Origin of the sequence: Sphingobacterium sp. UBA865, assembly GCF_002295765.1 — a bacterium.
Classification (GTDB): domain Bacteria; phylum Bacteroidota; class Bacteroidia; order Sphingobacteriales; family Sphingobacteriaceae; genus Sphingobacterium; species Sphingobacterium multivorum.
This window is the reverse complement of sequence record NZ_DBGB01000026.1, coordinates 22,751-38,270: the sequence shown is the minus strand read 5'-3', so window position 1 is coordinate 38,270 and position 15,520 is coordinate 22,751. Positions and strand designations below refer to the sequence as shown.

The 15,520-nt window shown below is 38.1% G+C and carries 18 protein-coding genes; 7 read left to right on the top strand and 11 right to left on the bottom strand.

Going from position 1 to position 15,520, the window contains the following annotated elements:
- Positions 1–118: 118 nt before the first annotated feature.
- The 5 genes from B2O97_RS14945 (at position 119) to B2O97_RS14925 (ending at position 2,846) form a co-directional block, all read left to right on the top strand.
- Positions 119–343, top strand: coding sequence for a hypothetical protein (locus B2O97_RS14945; RefSeq protein WP_286767641.1), 225 nt, complete (start codon positions 119–121; stop codon positions 341–343).
- Positions 262–543: a hypothetical protein gene (locus tag B2O97_RS14940; protein ID WP_286767640.1), complete on the top strand. Its 282-nt coding sequence runs from the start codon at positions 262–264 to the stop codon at positions 541–543. The genes B2O97_RS14945 and B2O97_RS14940 overlap by 82 nt, the downstream gene beginning before the upstream one ends.
- Positions 544–635: 92 nt before the next feature.
- Complete coding sequence (locus B2O97_RS14935) at positions 636–1,064, top strand: DUF1801 domain-containing protein (protein ID WP_070566081.1); 429 nt, start codon at positions 636–638, stop codon at positions 1,062–1,064.
- 8 nt (positions 1,065–1,072) lie between these two features.
- Positions 1,073–2,002, top strand: a complete 930-nt coding sequence (locus B2O97_RS14930) for a DUF1801 domain-containing protein (RefSeq protein ID WP_201638678.1) — start codon at positions 1,073–1,075, stop codon at positions 2,000–2,002.
- A 22-nt stretch (positions 2,003–2,024) separates the two neighbouring features.
- Positions 2,025–2,846, top strand: a complete 822-nt coding sequence (locus tag B2O97_RS14925) for a VOC family protein (RefSeq protein WP_286710428.1) — start codon at positions 2,025–2,027, stop codon at positions 2,844–2,846.
- A gap of 77 nt (positions 2,847–2,923) precedes the next feature.
- Here B2O97_RS14925 and B2O97_RS14920 read toward each other — a convergent pair whose 3' ends face one another.
- Positions 2,924–3,343 carry a SufE family protein gene (locus B2O97_RS14920; protein ID WP_070566085.1) on the bottom strand — a complete coding sequence of 140 codons (420 nt, stop codon included), beginning with the start codon at positions 3,341–3,343 and terminating at the stop codon, positions 2,924–2,926.
- Positions 3,344–3,355: 12 nt separating this feature from the next.
- Entirely contained in the window at positions 3,356–4,579 is a 1,224-nt protein-coding gene (locus B2O97_RS14915; RefSeq protein ID WP_201638676.1) for a cysteine desulfurase, read from the bottom strand.
- A gap of 189 nt (positions 4,580–4,768) precedes the next feature.
- Here B2O97_RS14915 and B2O97_RS14910 point away from each other — a divergent pair, with 189 nt between their 5' ends.
- Positions 4,769–5,761 carry an acyl-ACP desaturase gene (locus B2O97_RS14910; RefSeq protein ID WP_070566089.1) on the top strand — a complete coding sequence of 331 codons (993 nt, stop codon included), beginning with the start codon at positions 4,769–4,771 and terminating at the stop codon, positions 5,759–5,761.
- A 73-nt stretch (positions 5,762–5,834) separates the two neighbouring features.
- On the opposite strand, the gene B2O97_RS14905 is transcribed toward B2O97_RS14910, so the two are convergent.
- The 8 genes from B2O97_RS14905 to B2O97_RS14870 all read right to left on the bottom strand — a co-directional run bounded on the left by B2O97_RS14905 (position 5,835) and on the right by B2O97_RS14870 (position 14,224).
- Entirely contained in the window at positions 5,835–7,364 is a 1,530-nt protein-coding gene (locus B2O97_RS14905) for a peptide MFS transporter (protein WP_070566091.1), read from the bottom strand.
- 54 nt (positions 7,365–7,418) lie between these two features.
- Positions 7,419–9,191 (bottom strand): peptide MFS transporter, encoded by a 1,773-nt coding sequence (locus B2O97_RS14900; RefSeq protein ID WP_070566093.1) that lies wholly within the window; start codon positions 9,189–9,191, stop codon positions 7,419–7,421.
- A gap of 137 nt (positions 9,192–9,328) precedes the next feature.
- Positions 9,329–9,658, bottom strand: a complete 330-nt coding sequence (locus B2O97_RS14895; protein ID WP_070566095.1) for a helix-turn-helix domain-containing protein — start codon at positions 9,656–9,658, stop codon at positions 9,329–9,331.
- 66 nt (positions 9,659–9,724) lie between these two features.
- Complete coding sequence (locus B2O97_RS14890; RefSeq protein WP_070566097.1) at positions 9,725–11,095, bottom strand: Mur ligase domain-containing protein; 1,371 nt, start codon at positions 11,093–11,095, stop codon at positions 9,725–9,727.
- 7 nt (positions 11,096–11,102) lie between these two features.
- Entirely contained in the window at positions 11,103–11,942 is an 840-nt protein-coding gene (gene prmA, locus B2O97_RS14885; RefSeq protein WP_070566098.1) for a 50S ribosomal protein L11 methyltransferase, read from the bottom strand.
- 9 nt (positions 11,943–11,951) lie between these two features.
- Positions 11,952–12,719, bottom strand: a complete 768-nt coding sequence (gene tpiA, locus B2O97_RS14880) for a triose-phosphate isomerase (RefSeq protein ID WP_070566100.1) — start codon at positions 12,717–12,719, stop codon at positions 11,952–11,954.
- An 11-nt stretch (positions 12,720–12,730) separates the two neighbouring features.
- Positions 12,731–13,897 carry a putative sugar nucleotidyl transferase gene (locus tag B2O97_RS14875; protein ID WP_083295944.1) on the bottom strand — a complete coding sequence of 389 codons (1,167 nt, stop codon included), beginning with the start codon at positions 13,895–13,897 and terminating at the stop codon, positions 12,731–12,733.
- A 78-nt stretch (positions 13,898–13,975) separates the two neighbouring features.
- Positions 13,976–14,224, bottom strand: coding sequence for a type B 50S ribosomal protein L31 (locus tag B2O97_RS14870; RefSeq protein ID WP_046671774.1), 249 nt, complete (start codon positions 14,222–14,224; stop codon positions 13,976–13,978).
- A gap of 225 nt (positions 14,225–14,449) precedes the next feature.
- Here B2O97_RS14870 and B2O97_RS14865 point away from each other — a divergent pair, with 225 nt between their 5' ends.
- A complete protein-coding gene (locus tag B2O97_RS14865) occupies positions 14,450–14,788 on the top strand; it encodes a DUF2853 family protein (protein WP_070566102.1) in 339 nt (112 codons plus the stop codon).
- A 24-nt stretch (positions 14,789–14,812) separates the two neighbouring features.
- Here the strand turns inward: B2O97_RS14865 and B2O97_RS14860 are convergent, their stop codons facing one another.
- Entirely contained in the window at positions 14,813–15,457 is a 645-nt protein-coding gene (locus B2O97_RS14860) for a carbohydrate-binding family 9-like protein (RefSeq protein WP_070566104.1), read from the bottom strand.
- Positions 15,458–15,520 lie beyond the last annotated feature (63 nt).

Below are 15,520 nucleotides of genomic sequence, written 5' to 3'. Positions count from 1 at the left end.
AGTGATTTGGACAATAGATTGGTCCATGGTCACGAAAAGATCTTTTTCAATATTTTTAATGTAATCAGATACAAGCTATCTGTATTTATTGAATATTTGTCTAAAACTTTAAATTAATATGGAAAAACTAACCGCCAAAGCCAGTATCCAAATTCAGAAACCGATCAACGAAGTTTTTGAGGCTATTGTAGATCCCAATAAAATGAATCATTATTTTATAAAATCTTCGACTGGACGTCTAGAGACAGATAAAACGGTAGAATGGACATTTCCAGAATTTCCCGCAGGCCCAATTCATATATCTCTTTCGACTGGAGCGGGGGACTTCCCAATCAACTGGTAGAAATCGCACTATCCACATTCGGAGAAAACGCGACCGTCATAAAGATTACAGAACACGAGATGAACAACGATGCAGATGGAATTTTAATGATGATGCGACAAACAGAGGGTTGGGCCAACTTTTTAGCTTGCATGAAAGCGTATCTAGAATATGGTATCAATCTGAGAACTGGGGCTTTCGATTTTATGTTCCAAAGATAGTTCTCTCTAAAAATAGCTGCTCATCGAATTACTTCAAATATAATATATTCAATTGAGATTATCCGAATATCCGTCAAATACATAAACTATACATGGCAAAAAATAAAACGGCATATACCGAAGCACCTGTCCAAGACTTTATAAAAACAGTTGACGACCCACAAAAACAAATCGATAGTGCAACACTGATACAATTAATGGAAACCACAACGGGTGAGCCGGCTAAAATGTACGGACCAACGATCATCGGATTTGGAAACTATCATTATACCTATATAAGTGGGCACGAAGGCTATGCTCCTTTGATCGCATTTAGCCCCCGAAAATCAGCAATCTCCCTTTATGTATTTACCGGTGCCGATGAGCATCGACATTTAGTCGATCAGCTCGGGAAATTTAAAATAGGCAAAGCCTGCATATACATCAAGAAATTAAGCGACATCAACATAGAAATACTCCATCAGCTTATGTCCGAAACGATACAGTTTATTGAAAATAAGTATACGAGAATCAAAGAATAGCACAAATTATGACAACGAGCATCGCAACAATAGACGAATATATCAATCAATTTGACGGGGAGAAAAAAGAATATCTGATCAAGGTGAGACAGCTTATCGCTGGCCTAGTCCCTCCCGATGCAGATGAAACGATCTCCTATCAAATGCCTACTTTCAGATACAAGGGTAATATCATCCATTTTGCGATGAACAAAAACCATTTGGGCCTATATCCAGGACCTGCTGCTATCGAGCACTTCATTACAGAACTCAAAAATTTTAAAACCACAAAAGGGGCAATACAAATCCCTTTGGATCAACGGATTCCAACACAAATAATTACCGATATTGTCAATTTTAATATTGATACACTTAAAGACAAACAAGGCCCCAATTGGTACCAAAGCCGAGGGAACTGGCAGGAGGCTGAAGAACTCATGCAAGAGATCATCCAGCAAACTTCCTTAAAAAAGGAATTCAAATGGGGGAGCTATATCTATACGCATAAAGGGAAAAATGTTATTGGTTGGGGCGGCTTTAAAAATTTCTTCTCCCTCTGGTTTTATAATGGTGTATTCTTAACCGATCGGGATAAACATCTCATTAGTGCCTCCGAAGGAAAAACGAAAGCATTACGACAATGGCGCTTTGAAGACGTTAAGGATATGAGTGCCGAAAAAATAGCCGCATATATCCAAGAATCCATCCAAACCATTGACGAGGGAAAAGAGCTCAAGCCAACTAAATCTCCAATGAAGGCCCCTGCTGGTCTATTATTGGAAGCACTGCAGACGGATCCGACCTTCGCAGAAAGTTTCCAGGCTTTAACACCAGGAAAACAGAAAGAATACATCGAGTACATCGATGAGGCCAAGCAAGAAAAAACGAAACAATCCCGTATTGAAAAAATTAAACCGTTGGTCCTCGCTAAAAAAGGCCTGAACGACAAATACAAATAGGTGAACGCTAAAACAAAAAAAGATGAATAATTCAATTATCCCATCCATTTGGTTCGATCAAAACGCGAAGGAAGCCTTTGATCTTTACGCTGGTACCTTCCCTGGAAGCCATATTAGCAACAGCTCTCCCATCGTTGTTGAAGCTGTCCTAAGCGGTGTGAAATTTATTGGAATAAATGGAGGTCCTACATTCAAACCCAACCCATCCATATCATTTATGGTCATTTGCGAAAGCAAAGAGGAAATTGATCGTATCTGGAATTCACTTGCTGTGGAAGGTAACACCTTAATGCCTTTAAACTCCTACCCTTTGAGCCCTTACTACGGCTGGTTGGCCGACAAGTTTAGCGTAAATTGGCAATTATACCTCGGTAAACTGAGCGATACCAACCAACAGGCAATTGTACCTACGCTAATGTATTGCGGAGAGCAACAAGGAAATTGCGAACAAGCACTAGCATTTTATGCAGAATTATTTCATGATTTTCGAAGCAATGGGATCATGAAATACACAGAAGGTGAATATACCGGATCAATCCAACATACCCAATTTTTAGTCCGGGATTTTACACTCATGGCAATGGATAGCGGAGTTCCACAAAATTTCACTTTTAACGAAGGCATTTCACTCACTATTCTATGTAAAGATCAGCAGGAAATTGATTATTTCTGGAATACGATCACGAAGAAAGGCAAAGAGAGCATGTGTGGCTGGTGCAAAGACGAATTCGGTGTAAGCTGGCAGATCGTACCCGAACAAATTGCAACATTACTAAAGCGACCAGGGGCAAATGAAGCGCTCATAAGAATGAAAAAGATCATTATTCAGGAACTCATTGGATAATTTCAAAATAAATCTCAAGCTGAGGGGAACAGCTTTTAAAATAGTATTAAGAAAAAAGGGGATGAATAATCCCCTTTTTATGCTTTCACTTGCAACGCCAGAGCGTATAATTTCATTTGCTTAATCATGGATAGCAAGCCATTTGCCCGAGTTGGTGACAAATGTTCTTTCAGCCCTATTTTATCCACAAAATATAAATCGGCATCAACAATCTCCTTGGCGGTATGTCCAGATAGTACTTTGACCATTAAACTCACCAAGCCTTTTGTGATAATTGCATCGCTATCTGCCGTAAAATACACTTTTCCATCCTTTATTTCCGGAAAAAGCCATACTTTGGACTGACATCCTTTGATGATATATTCATCTGTTTTGTATTGTTCATCAATTAGAGGCACTTCTTTTCCCAGCTGGATGATGTACTCATATTTTTCCATCCAATCCGTAAAGAAAGCAAAATCCTCAATTAATTCATCCTGTATTTCATTAATGGTCATACCTATTTTTTATTAAACCAACATATTGACCGCGCGTTGGATACCGGCGACCAAAATATCTATTTCCTCTTTTGTATTATATACGGCTAAAGAAGCACGAATAGTTCCCGGAATACCGAACCTATCCATGACAGGTTGGGCACAATGATGGCCTGTACGTACAGCGATCCCCAATTTATCCAAGATCACACCAACGTCGTAAGGATGCGTGCCATCAATTACAAATGAAATAACGGAACATTTCTGCTCGGCCGTTCCAATAAACCGCATGCCCGGAATTTCAGCCAACTTCTCCGTAGCGTATTGCAACAAATCATGTTCGTAGGCCTCGATATTTTCCAGACCTATTGAATTGATATAATCGATGGCCTCGTTCAAACAGATACCGGCTTCAATATTAGGCGTACCCGCCTCAAATTTAAAAGGCAATTCATTATAGGTCGTTTTTTCAAAAGTAACCTCTTTAATCATATCTCCACCACCTTGATAAGGTGGCATCGCGTTCAATAGCTCCTCTTTGCCATATAACACTCCTACACCTGTAGGACCGTACATTTTATGTCCGGAAAATACCAGAAAATCTACATCCAGCTTTTGAACATCAATCTGTATATGTTGAACAGCCTGCGCAGCATCGACTAAAACAACAGCACCATGTCCATGAGCAATTGAAATCATCTTACGCACAGGATTGATTGTCCCAAGGGAGTTTGAAACATAGGTTACAGCAACTAATTTGGTTTTCTCATTAAACAAATTGCTGTAGGCATCCATATCAAGCTCACCTTTATCATTCATCGGAATGACCCGAATTTTACAGCCCTTTTCATCACAGAGCATCTGCCAAGGCACAATATTGGAATGGTGTTCCATCGCTGAAATAATAATCTCATCACCTTCGTGAATAAAAGCTCTGCCATAACAAGTGGCAATCAGATTAATTCCATCTGTTGTTCCTTTGGTGATAATGATTTCCTTATCTTCAGCAGCATGGATGAAAGCCTGAACTTTTTTTCGAGTCACCTCAAAAGCGTCCGTCGATATCTGACTAAGATAATGTACGCCCCGATGCACATTACTATTCATATCTGTATAATAATGTACAATCGAATTGATAACAGAACTCGGCTTCTGTGTTGTCGCGCCATTATCCAAATAAACCAATGGTTTACCATTTACTTCTCTCTTAAGAATCGGAAAATCGGCTCGTATTTTATCTATATTAAATTTTTCCAACGTCGTCTAAATAATTTATACAAAGTTAATAGTATTTTATCGAATACAGGACGGTCAATCTGTTTTTTATGTCATTATCAATGTCGGTTTTCCAAGGTATCCTCAGCCAAAAAAGTAATTTTTGGCATTTTAAACAATTATAATTAGCTTTTATAATTTATTGATGCTATTTAGTACCTTTGTAATCATATGCAAGAATTACCTCTAAATTTACCGGAAGGCTCACGTAAAGAAGTGATGACCTATTTGGAACCGTTCATGCTCAATGAGATGAGCGAATACCTGAAGCCTGTTGAAGAGATGTGGCAACCTGCCGATTTTCTTCCAGATTCTTCTAGGGACACTTTTTTTGAGGAAGTAAAAGAGTTGCAGGAAAGTGCAAAAGAGCTCTCTTATGATTTGGTCGCAGTATTGGTTGGAGACACCATCACCGAAGAGGCCCTTCCAACGTACGAATCGTGGTTGACCATGGTAGAAGACGTTGACAAAAACGAGCAAGGTGGATGGATGAAATGGGTACGCGCTTGGACGGCTGAAGAAAACCGTCACGGTGACCTATTGAACAAATACCTTTATTTGTCGGGTAGAATAGACATGCGCCAATTTGAAATGTCTACACAATATCTTATTCAAGACGGTTTTGATATTGGTACTGGTGCAGACCCATACCGGAATTTTATTTATACTTCATTTCAGGAATTAGCGACCAACGTTTCCCATCGTCGTGTATCTGGGCTTTCCAAAAAAAGCGGCGATAAACTTTTGGCAAAAATGTGTGGGGTCATCGCATCTGATGAGGCACGTCATGCTAAAGCTTATATGTCTTTTATTTCAAAAGCAATCACCGTAGACCCGAGTGAAGTCATGATTGCATTTGAGGATATGATGCGTAAAAAAATCGTTATGCCGGCCCAGTTCTTAAGAGAAGCCGGTGAGCCCCAAGGAGAGGCATTTGCACATTTCTCGGACGCAGCCCAACGATTGGGAGTATATACTGCTTTGGACTACGTGGATATCTTGAAAGAGCTGAACAGTGAATGGAAAATAGATCAAGTTAATGGCCTGAATGATAAAGGTGAGAAAGCGAGAGATTATCTACTAAAACTACCAGATCGTTTGGCTAGACTGGCTGATCGGATGAAGGTTCCAGAAAAAGATTATAAATTCAAATGGATTTATTAATATAAAAAAAGCTTGATTTAATAATCAAGCTTTTTTTTATATCAATAACTTTAATGTTTCAAAGTTGCGCACTTTACTTTACATTCCCCATCAATTTACGTACAACAGGAGATAAGGCTATAAGCACCACACCAGCAATCAAAGAATATAAGCCCAATTGTTTATAACTCTCCGTATAAGTCACCAGTTTATCCGCCAATGAACTTCCTTCCTTAGCTTCAGCCATACTAGCACCAATCAAGCCTGCTACGTATTGACCGTAAGCACTTGCCAAGAACCACATGCCCATCATGATACCTTGTAATCTTGCTGGAGACAATTTCGTCATAATGGAAAGACCAATTGGTGATAGACAAAGCTCCCCAACGGTAATCACAAGCAGTGCCAGAGTAAAGACATCCAATGAGGTCATACCATCGTGAGCAAATAAACGCGTAGCAAATAGGACATAATAACCTAATCCCAAGAAAACAAAGCCAAGACCAAACTTAATAATGGTATTTGGTTCAAGTTTACGTTTGCCCAGCCAAATCCAAAAAAGACCAAAAAGAGGTGCTAATGCAATAATAAATAATGCTCCACCTGAATTGTTAACGCCATTTGGATCGAGCGTCATAACGCCCAATAAGGAATCATTCAAATGCTTAGCAGCAAAGATGCTTAAGGAACCGCCACTTTGCTCATATATACCCCAAAAAATAATCGAGAAAAGGATAAACACCAGCGCGGCAATTAATTTATTCCGCTCTTCAGCAGTCACTTTAGACATTTCATAAAAAAGATATAACAGCGTCAATGGGCCGATCGTGTACATAAAATAGTCTGTATACTGCGTTTTTGACACCATGATCTGAATAATAGGGATAAAAATCAACGTGGCAATATATACGGCATATTCTACCCATTTCGGTAATGCTTTCGTCTTTACTATGGCCTCAGGATCCCCAGGTTGAAGTCCAATTGGTCCTAAATGCCTTTTGGTAAAGTGAAAATTCACTAAACTAACCAACATGCCTACCGCCGCCAAACCAAAAGCAACATTCCAGCGATGTCCCTCAGAAATAATTGACGTCAGCATATATCCTTTACCGATCGCAACACAGATATATCCGCCTAAGAATGCGCCTAAATTTATTCCCGCATAAAACAAGGAAAAGCCGCCATCACGACGAACATCACCTTTTTTATACAGCTCGCCTACCATCGTCGATATGTTGGGTTTAAAGAAACCCGTACCTATAATGATAAATGATAAACCAAAAAAGAAATATTTATGCGGATCTGCTGCAAGAAATAAGCTTCCTACGATCATCAATAAGCCACCCCAGAATAAAGACTTTCTGAAACCAAGAATTTTGTCTGCAAACAGCCCTCCTATGAATGTAAACGCATATACAAATGCTTGTGTCGCTCCATACTGTAAATTGGCATCCTTTTCAGCAAAGTTTAGCTGTGTGATCATAAAGAACACCAACATCCCGCGCATACCATAGAAACAGAATCTTTCCCACATCTCGGAAAAAAACAAACTCCAGATTTGCTTTGGGTACTTCCCGTCAAAATTTTGAATCTCTTCTAGCGATTCCCTTGTACTAACCTCCATACTAATTTATATTAATCAAAAAAGCTTCTTTCGCAAAAGAAGCTTATATATTTGTTATTTAATTCCGTGCATCAATCGTTTAATCAATGGATTAAACAGCATTACTAACAGGCCTGCTAAGGCAGGAATTGCTGTAAATAAGAAGAAGAAATAACTCAAGGAGTGCTCCTCTTGAATTGTTTCCACTTGTCCGCCCAATACCGCTGCAACCTTCTGTGCAATAGCAATCGCCAAATACCATATTCCAAACATAAATGCGAGCATGCGAGCCGGCACCAATTTGGATACGTAAGAAAGACCTACCGGTGAAATAAATAATTCGCCCAATGTATGGAACAAATAGGTCAGCACCAAAAATACCATCGAGATTTTAGCCCCTTGGCTTATCCCCATAGATCCCAACCCGATAATAAAAAATCCTATCGCAACCAAAATCAAACCAAAGCCATATTTAAAGGCTGCCGATGGGTTATATTTGGACTCCCAAATTTTGGATACCGAGGAGGCAAGTGCAATGATAAAAAATGAGTTTAGGATCGAAAACCAGGAGACTTTAATTTCTGATGCTTCTTTATTGAATTCATTGTACAACATCCAGATTACTGCTCCCCAGATCAACCCAAAACAGATAAACAATACGATATTTGAAATGGCAATTTTGTTCCAGGTTACTTTTGCCAATTTAATCAGAACCCAAGAGATAATCGAAAGCGGTACAATCGTCAATAAACCATTTACCACATTAAAGGTCGTCAATGCAGCACCAGTAAGTGATCTATCAATATTATCTCTCGCCACAAGAACCAACGAAGTTGCCCCCTGCTCAAAGCTCATAAAAAAGAAGACCAAGAAAAACGCTAGCAACACGACCGCAAACATCCGATCCCTTACAACCTTATCATAACGCAAAATCCGTGTCACAATAAGATATATGAAGAGAATTAACGCCACAATGACCATAATATATTGACCTCTAAGAAACGGTGTATCCAAACCAGAAAACACATCAACAATACCATTCTTAGACAAAGGGTCATTGAAAGCATATACGAAACCGATAATAGAAACTATCGCGATCAATACATAATCCCGTATGGTAAATGGATTTCTGGTATCGGTATCCTCAGCGATAACTTGGTGTTCCCCTGAGGTCGACTTAGTTAAAACACCCAGATTTCCCATGAGCGGTTTTGCGAAAACAAACTGCAGTGTTCCCAAAAGCATAAAGATACCAGCCAAGCCGAATCCCCAATGCCAACCATACGTTTCGGCTATATATCCACATAGCATCATGCCAAAGAAAGCACCAGCATTGACCCCCATGTAGAATATGGTATAAGCTCCATCTTTTTTCTCTGGTAGATCTTTATACATTTCACCTAAGATAGAAGGCATATTGGGTTTGAAAAAACCTGTTCCAATAACTAAACAGATCAAACCCAGAAAAAACATAATGGAAGTATCAAAGGCCATGGCAGCATGTCCAAGCGTCATAATCGCCGAACCGATGATCACAGCTTTCCGTGATCCAATATATTTATCCGCTATAATCCCTCCTAGAATAGGAGTTAAATAGAGCATCATGGCATAGGTTCCATAAAGTGCTCCCGCTTGTTGTGCAGTCCAGGACCATCCCGAGAAAGGACTACCTTGAATAACTGCAGCAGTTAAAAACTGCATTAAGAGTACACGCATCCCGTAGAACGAAAAACGTTCCCACATTTCAGTAAAGAAAAGGACAAAGAGTCCTGAACGCTGTCCCAATACATTTGACTTAAAAAAATCAGTCGACGGGCTATTCGTTATATCCCCGTTTAATCTCCCCATAAATAATCAACCTTTATTTTTTGATAAAATACTTACAAAGAAACAAAAACAAAATCACTTTTGACCAAAATAAAGTTGCATAAACAAAAAAAGGCAACCCATTTGGATTGCCTTTTCGGTAACATTTTTAATATGCCTTATCTTTTGTGCAATTGCTCATAAAGATCAATAACCTTTTTCTGCAATTCAATTACTTCGCCATCGCGTTGTTGTAATTTTTGCGTCAAAGCATTCACCTCGTTTACATACTCTTTATCTTCTTCAGAATCTGAAGTAGATAAAAGTTGAACAACTGTCAAATTGAATAATTTTGAGATTTGATTCAGGCGAGACAAATTCACATCTGTAATCCCTGTTTCAATTTTAGAAAATGCTGGGATTGAGATATCCAATCGTTTTGCAACATCCTCTTGACTCCACCCCTTTTGGTGTCTAAGTAATCTGATTTTTTTTCCTAATGCATTCATCTGGTAGATATTTTAAACAAAAATAATAAATTACAATTTAATTTACATTAAATTATAATTTTTTCTCTAAAAATCTCTAAAAAACCGATCAGCCAGCACAGACAAATTAACCCCATTATAATTATTTAAACTCATAAGAAGTAAATTGTAACCTTTTGATTTGACACCATCTAAAAATGAATAGAGCCCATCCAAACTCACAACAACCTCTAAATCAGGGTTATTAAAATTATTCTTAATATTATTGGGGACACTTTCGATATCTTTATTAAGTTCTTTACAGGAATTTATATTCACGTAGACCACAGAGACATCCGACTCTTTCATTGAGTTTGCATATTGTAACAAAAACGATGAATCTAAACTATCATACGAGTTTAATTCGATAATTGTAACCAATTTCTGATTAGGAAATTGCTCTTTCACGGCGTGAATACTTGACTTCACTTTATCCGCATTACAGGCATAATCCTGATAAACCACAGATCCTTCCGAGCTTGCAACAAACTCCAAATAACGAATCGAAGTATTAAAACTTTTTATGGCCTCAAAGAACTCTTTCTTTTTGATCCCCAACCATTCGCAGATCGTATACGCCCCAGCAATATTAGATAGGTTGTGCTTACCAAACACTTGCAATGGAACGTCGCCATCCGGTGTATTGATGTAAGTCACCCCTTTATTAATTGTATAATCAGGAATCTTATAGCCATGTCTATTGATCTTACAATCTTTTGTATCTTGAAGAACCTTCTGTAACACAACATCTTCCTTATTATAAATTAAGGTACCTTTAGGCGGAATTGAGTCAATAAAATCTTCAAATTGTTTAATATATTCCTCTTGAGATATTTTTGAGTTAAACTCATTCCATACAATACCCGAAATTAACGCTATATTCGGTTTATAATACAAAAATTTGGACTTCGGATCAATCTTAGATGAAACATATTCATCTCCTTCGATAATAATAATCTTATTATGCTTAGTAATATCGACCAACTTATCAAAGCCTCTTAATTGAGCTCCTACCAAATAGTCAAATTCTTTTCCTAGAAATCGCATAACATGCATCACCATGCTCGTTATGGTTGTCTTACCGTAACTTCCAGCGATAACCACCCGGATTTTATCCTGCGAAAGCTCTTGTATAAATTCTGGAAAAGAATAAATTTTAAGACCTAATTCCTGGGCCCGCTTTAATTCAGGATTATCTGCCTGGGCATGAGCGCCCAAGATCACAGCATCAATATCCTCCGTTACTTTTTCTTCAAACCACCCCAATTGATTAGGAAGCAATCCTGCTTCAATCAAATGAGAACGGGAGGGCTCTACGATCTGATCGTCAGAACCGGTCACTTGATGCCCTTGTTTTGCCAATGAAATAGCAAGGTTATGCATCACACTACCACCTATTGCTATAAAATGAATCCGCATAGCTAAATTATCGCTTCACAAACTTGGCTGCACACCAATTATTTAAAACTTTATTGGAGATAAACTCAAAACCCAATGCGGTCGCCGCATCGCTTAAGATTGCTAAATCTTCCTGCTCATAGAAACCACTTAGGTACAGCTCACCCCCTGTACGAATGCTCAAGGCATACTGAGGTAATTGTTCTAAAAGAATGTTACGGTTAATATTTGCCAAAATCACATCAAAGACCCGACCGGCCAAAACTTCGTAAGATCCACAGAGCGCTTCGATATGCTCAACATGATTGAGTGCCCTATTTTCGATTACACTTTCAACACATATCTCATCATAATCCACAGCCAATACAGCTTTCGCGCCTTTTTTTGATGCTAAAATGGCCAGTATCCCTGTACCGCAGCCCATGTCCAAAACCTGCTTGCCCATAAAATCATTCTCCAAAATATACTGAAGCATCATCGAAGTTGTTTGATGATGGCCGGTGCCAAAAGACATCTTCGGATCTATAATGATTTCATAGGGAAACTCAGGTTTGGCCTCATGAAAAGTTGCACGCACATAGCATTGCCCTCCTACCTCTATTGGGTTGAAATTGCTTTCCCACAATTTATTCCAATTCTGATTTTCTATTTCCTGTATCTTATAATCGACCTCCAGGCCTTCATAAGGTTGAAGCATCAGCGTTTCTAATGCTTGCAAGTCAAGATTTGCAGCTGAAATATAAGCTGCAAATCCAGATTCGGTATCCTCAAAAGTATCAAAGCCAATATCAGCCAAATCAGATATCAACAAATCCTTCTGCCATTCTTCACCTGATCGCATTTGAAAGATAACCTCTACGTATTTCATTTCTAAAAATTAGCCGTTAAATACTTTAGCGATATCAATAAAATCTCTCGATTTTAAAGAAGCACCTCCAATCAAACCACCATCGATGTCGGCTTGAGCAAACAAATCTTTTGCATTACCTGGATTACAAGACCCTCCATATAGAATACTTGTATTATCAGCAATCTCCTGACCATATTGATCAGCTAACACCTCACGAATAAATTTATGAACCTCCTGTGCTTGCTCAGGGCTAGCTGTCAAGCCAGTACCAATTGCCCAAACTGGTTCATATGCCAACACCACAGCTGCAAAAGCTTCTTTAGACAAGTGGAACAATCCATCTGTCAATTGTGTTTTGATCACATCAAAGAAAGCTCCAGATTCGCGTTCCTCTCTTGTTTCTCCAATACAGAATATTGGGGTTAAATCATGCTTTAATGCAATATCCACTTTAGATGCCAACAATGCATCAGTTTCACCAAAATAAGCACGTCTTTCAGAGTGACCTAAAATAACATGTGAAGCACCTACTGATTTTACTTGTGAAGCCGAAATCTCACCTGTATAAGCACCCGACTCCGCTTGGTGAATATTCTGAGCACCAATATTTACATTCGCGACATTTTTAGACAGTTGCCCAAGACTTGACAAATGAATAAATGGACTACAAACAACCAATTCCTGGTTTCCAATCACTTCATCTTTGGCCATATTGATAATTTCAGAAAACAAGCTCAATCCTGATTGATAGTCTAAATTCATTTTCCAATTACCAGCTACGATTTTTTTACGCATGATTTTACGATTTAATTATATTTTTTGTTAAGTTGATTCAATTTATCTTTAATCTGCTCCGTGAGCTCTTCCCCTTTTGATGCATACAGCGTCTCCAGATATGCCATAAACTTATCAAATTCATAAGTCTGAGCACCTCCGTCAAACACCCAAGCAAATGACGGTACAAATTTAGCATAAAAACTTGTATCTGCTAGCATGCTTGCAATTCCAATTACTGTTCCTGTATTTAAAGCCGAATTGATGCCAAGGCGAGTATAGTCTCCAATAAAGGCACCGCATTTTAAAAGACCTGTATCCCGAACACTATCTAATGCATAATCGTAAATTGAAACAGTCTTTAAGTTATTCTTCAAATTGGAATTAGAGGTACCAGCTCCTAAATTACACCAATCTCCTATTACCGAGCACCCTAGATAACCATGATGCCCCTTGGCCGAAAAATCACCAATGACCGAATTCCCGATCTCTCCCCCAATAACACTCTGCTTCCCTACCGAAACATTCCCATAAATCGTAGCGCCCATTTTTACAACGGCTCCTTTACCAAGATATAATGGACCACGCAAATGCGCGCCCTCCATAATTGTAACATCTTCATCGATATATATGGGACCTTGTAGGGTATTGAGCGTAGCACATTCCATGCTAACGCGATCAGCTACATAAAGATCATTACCCAACAATTGATTTGTTCCAGATATACTGGACGACTGAACACTTTGTACCAGATGATTGAAATCATGTGTTATTTCAGTTCCTGTGAGCAAAAACAGATCTTCTATCCCTTTTAATAGATCAACGGATATATCAACCTCTTGCACACGATAAGAGTCTATATGTGTATAACAACAAGCTAAAACGTATCCGTCCTGTACAAGGACCTCTCCTACACGCAAGCGCTGTAGAAGCTGTAATAAGGCTACTGACGGAATAACGTTCTCAGACACCCATATAAGCCCCTCCTTATCCGCATCGTTGGCAACATAGTGTACATCAAATTTTAAAGCTAATTTTCGCCATTTCTCCCGTAAAGTCAGTATACCAACCCTAAGGTCCAAACAAGATTTCACGAAAGTAAATGGATAAAGACTCTTTCTATCAAAAGTAGTTAATGGGGAGCTAAGCTTATCCAACAATTGGATCGAATCAAAGCAATCTGTAAAGAAGATTTTCACAAATTAAAAATAACAAAAAAAACCCGACAAATTATATTTATCGAGTTCTTAATATTGTAATATACAGATCTGCTACAATTATTTTTTGTTGTAACGGTTACGGAATTTGTCGATACGACCAGCAGTATCAACCAATTTCATTTTACCTGTATAGAAAGGGTGTGATGTATGAGAAATCTCTAATTTTACAACTGGATACTCATTTCCGTCTTCCCATGTAATAGTCTCTTTTGTATCAACACAAGATTTTGTAATAAAAGCATAGTCATTTGACATATCTTTAAATACAACTAATCTGTAATTTGAAGGATGCAAATCTTTTTTCATTATTATTATGATTACGTATATTCAATTATTGAGGTGCAAAGATAACTTATAAAAATGTAACTTACAACAATTACGAAGAATAATTAGTTGAAATTTTCCACATTTTAGTTAACAACACTTATCAAGGGCACAAATGTAACAATCTTTATCCTAACCAAAGAATAATTTTGTTTATCGACTTTTTTACCTAACTTAACTTACTACAATTAAATCACTTACATAATTATGAGCAAATTAGATGAAAAAATTGCTGCATATGTTGCAGAATCAAAAAAGCTAGGCTTATCATTAGATGAAGCATTTATTGCAAAAGTAACAAAAGGAATAGGACCTTCCATTTACAATGCAGACTCGGAAACCATTGCTGCATCAGATCCCGAAGAACTTAACCGTGTCAAACAAAACTTTTTGATCAAAAAATTAGGCCTAAAAGATGGCCCTGATTTAGACAAGGCACTAGAGGAAGTGATTACCGCTATTGGCAAATCCAATAAAAATAAATACCGTGTATTAGTATATGCTTTATTGGCAAAGAAATTCAAAAAAGAATTTGTTTACCAATAAGCATCACCTTTTTTCACTCAACTCCTAACCAAAGACCATTTCTCCAAAAAACTCAGGGAGATGGAAATTAGGAGTTGGGTTTTCTATTTTATTCCAAGATATAAAATGTGGTTGTTTGAGATGATCACCACATTTGTAAAAATTCCCATGTATCCGTTTACCTTTCAGGTCTACAACATCGTCAAACTGAAATACAGCAAGTGGAATGACCTCAATCATACTCCATCGCTTATCGGAACCATTACGCTCAATTAAAGAGTAAGTACGCACCTGTTCTATTGTTGTACTATCCAATCGATTTCTATTTGCCTTTTCGGCCGGACCATAACCGATCAAGCCTGTTCCAATTAGATTAAATTCCAGGTTATAATAATGTTCGCGTCCATCAAAAGAAATAAAGAACTCCACACAGCTATCTTCCCATACATTTTGATTTGTTTCGGAATAATTACCCCGAAGTTGTTCTTCGACGACATCATATTGCAACACAAGATACTCCTGGGTATAGCCAATCTTAAATTGTACCTCAGGTTTATACGGGAAAGATTCGCTCCAGTTATTAAACTCCAGCGAATGTGATTCAAAATTGCTCAAGAGCTTCGACAAAGTATGATAATCAAGTGTATTGGCCAGCTCCGCTGCGATAGGCAAAATGGTTAGTTTTTTCATTCGAATATTTTTTTACAGAAAAAAGAAGCTTCATCTACGCGATGGAAGCTTCTCAATAGGATT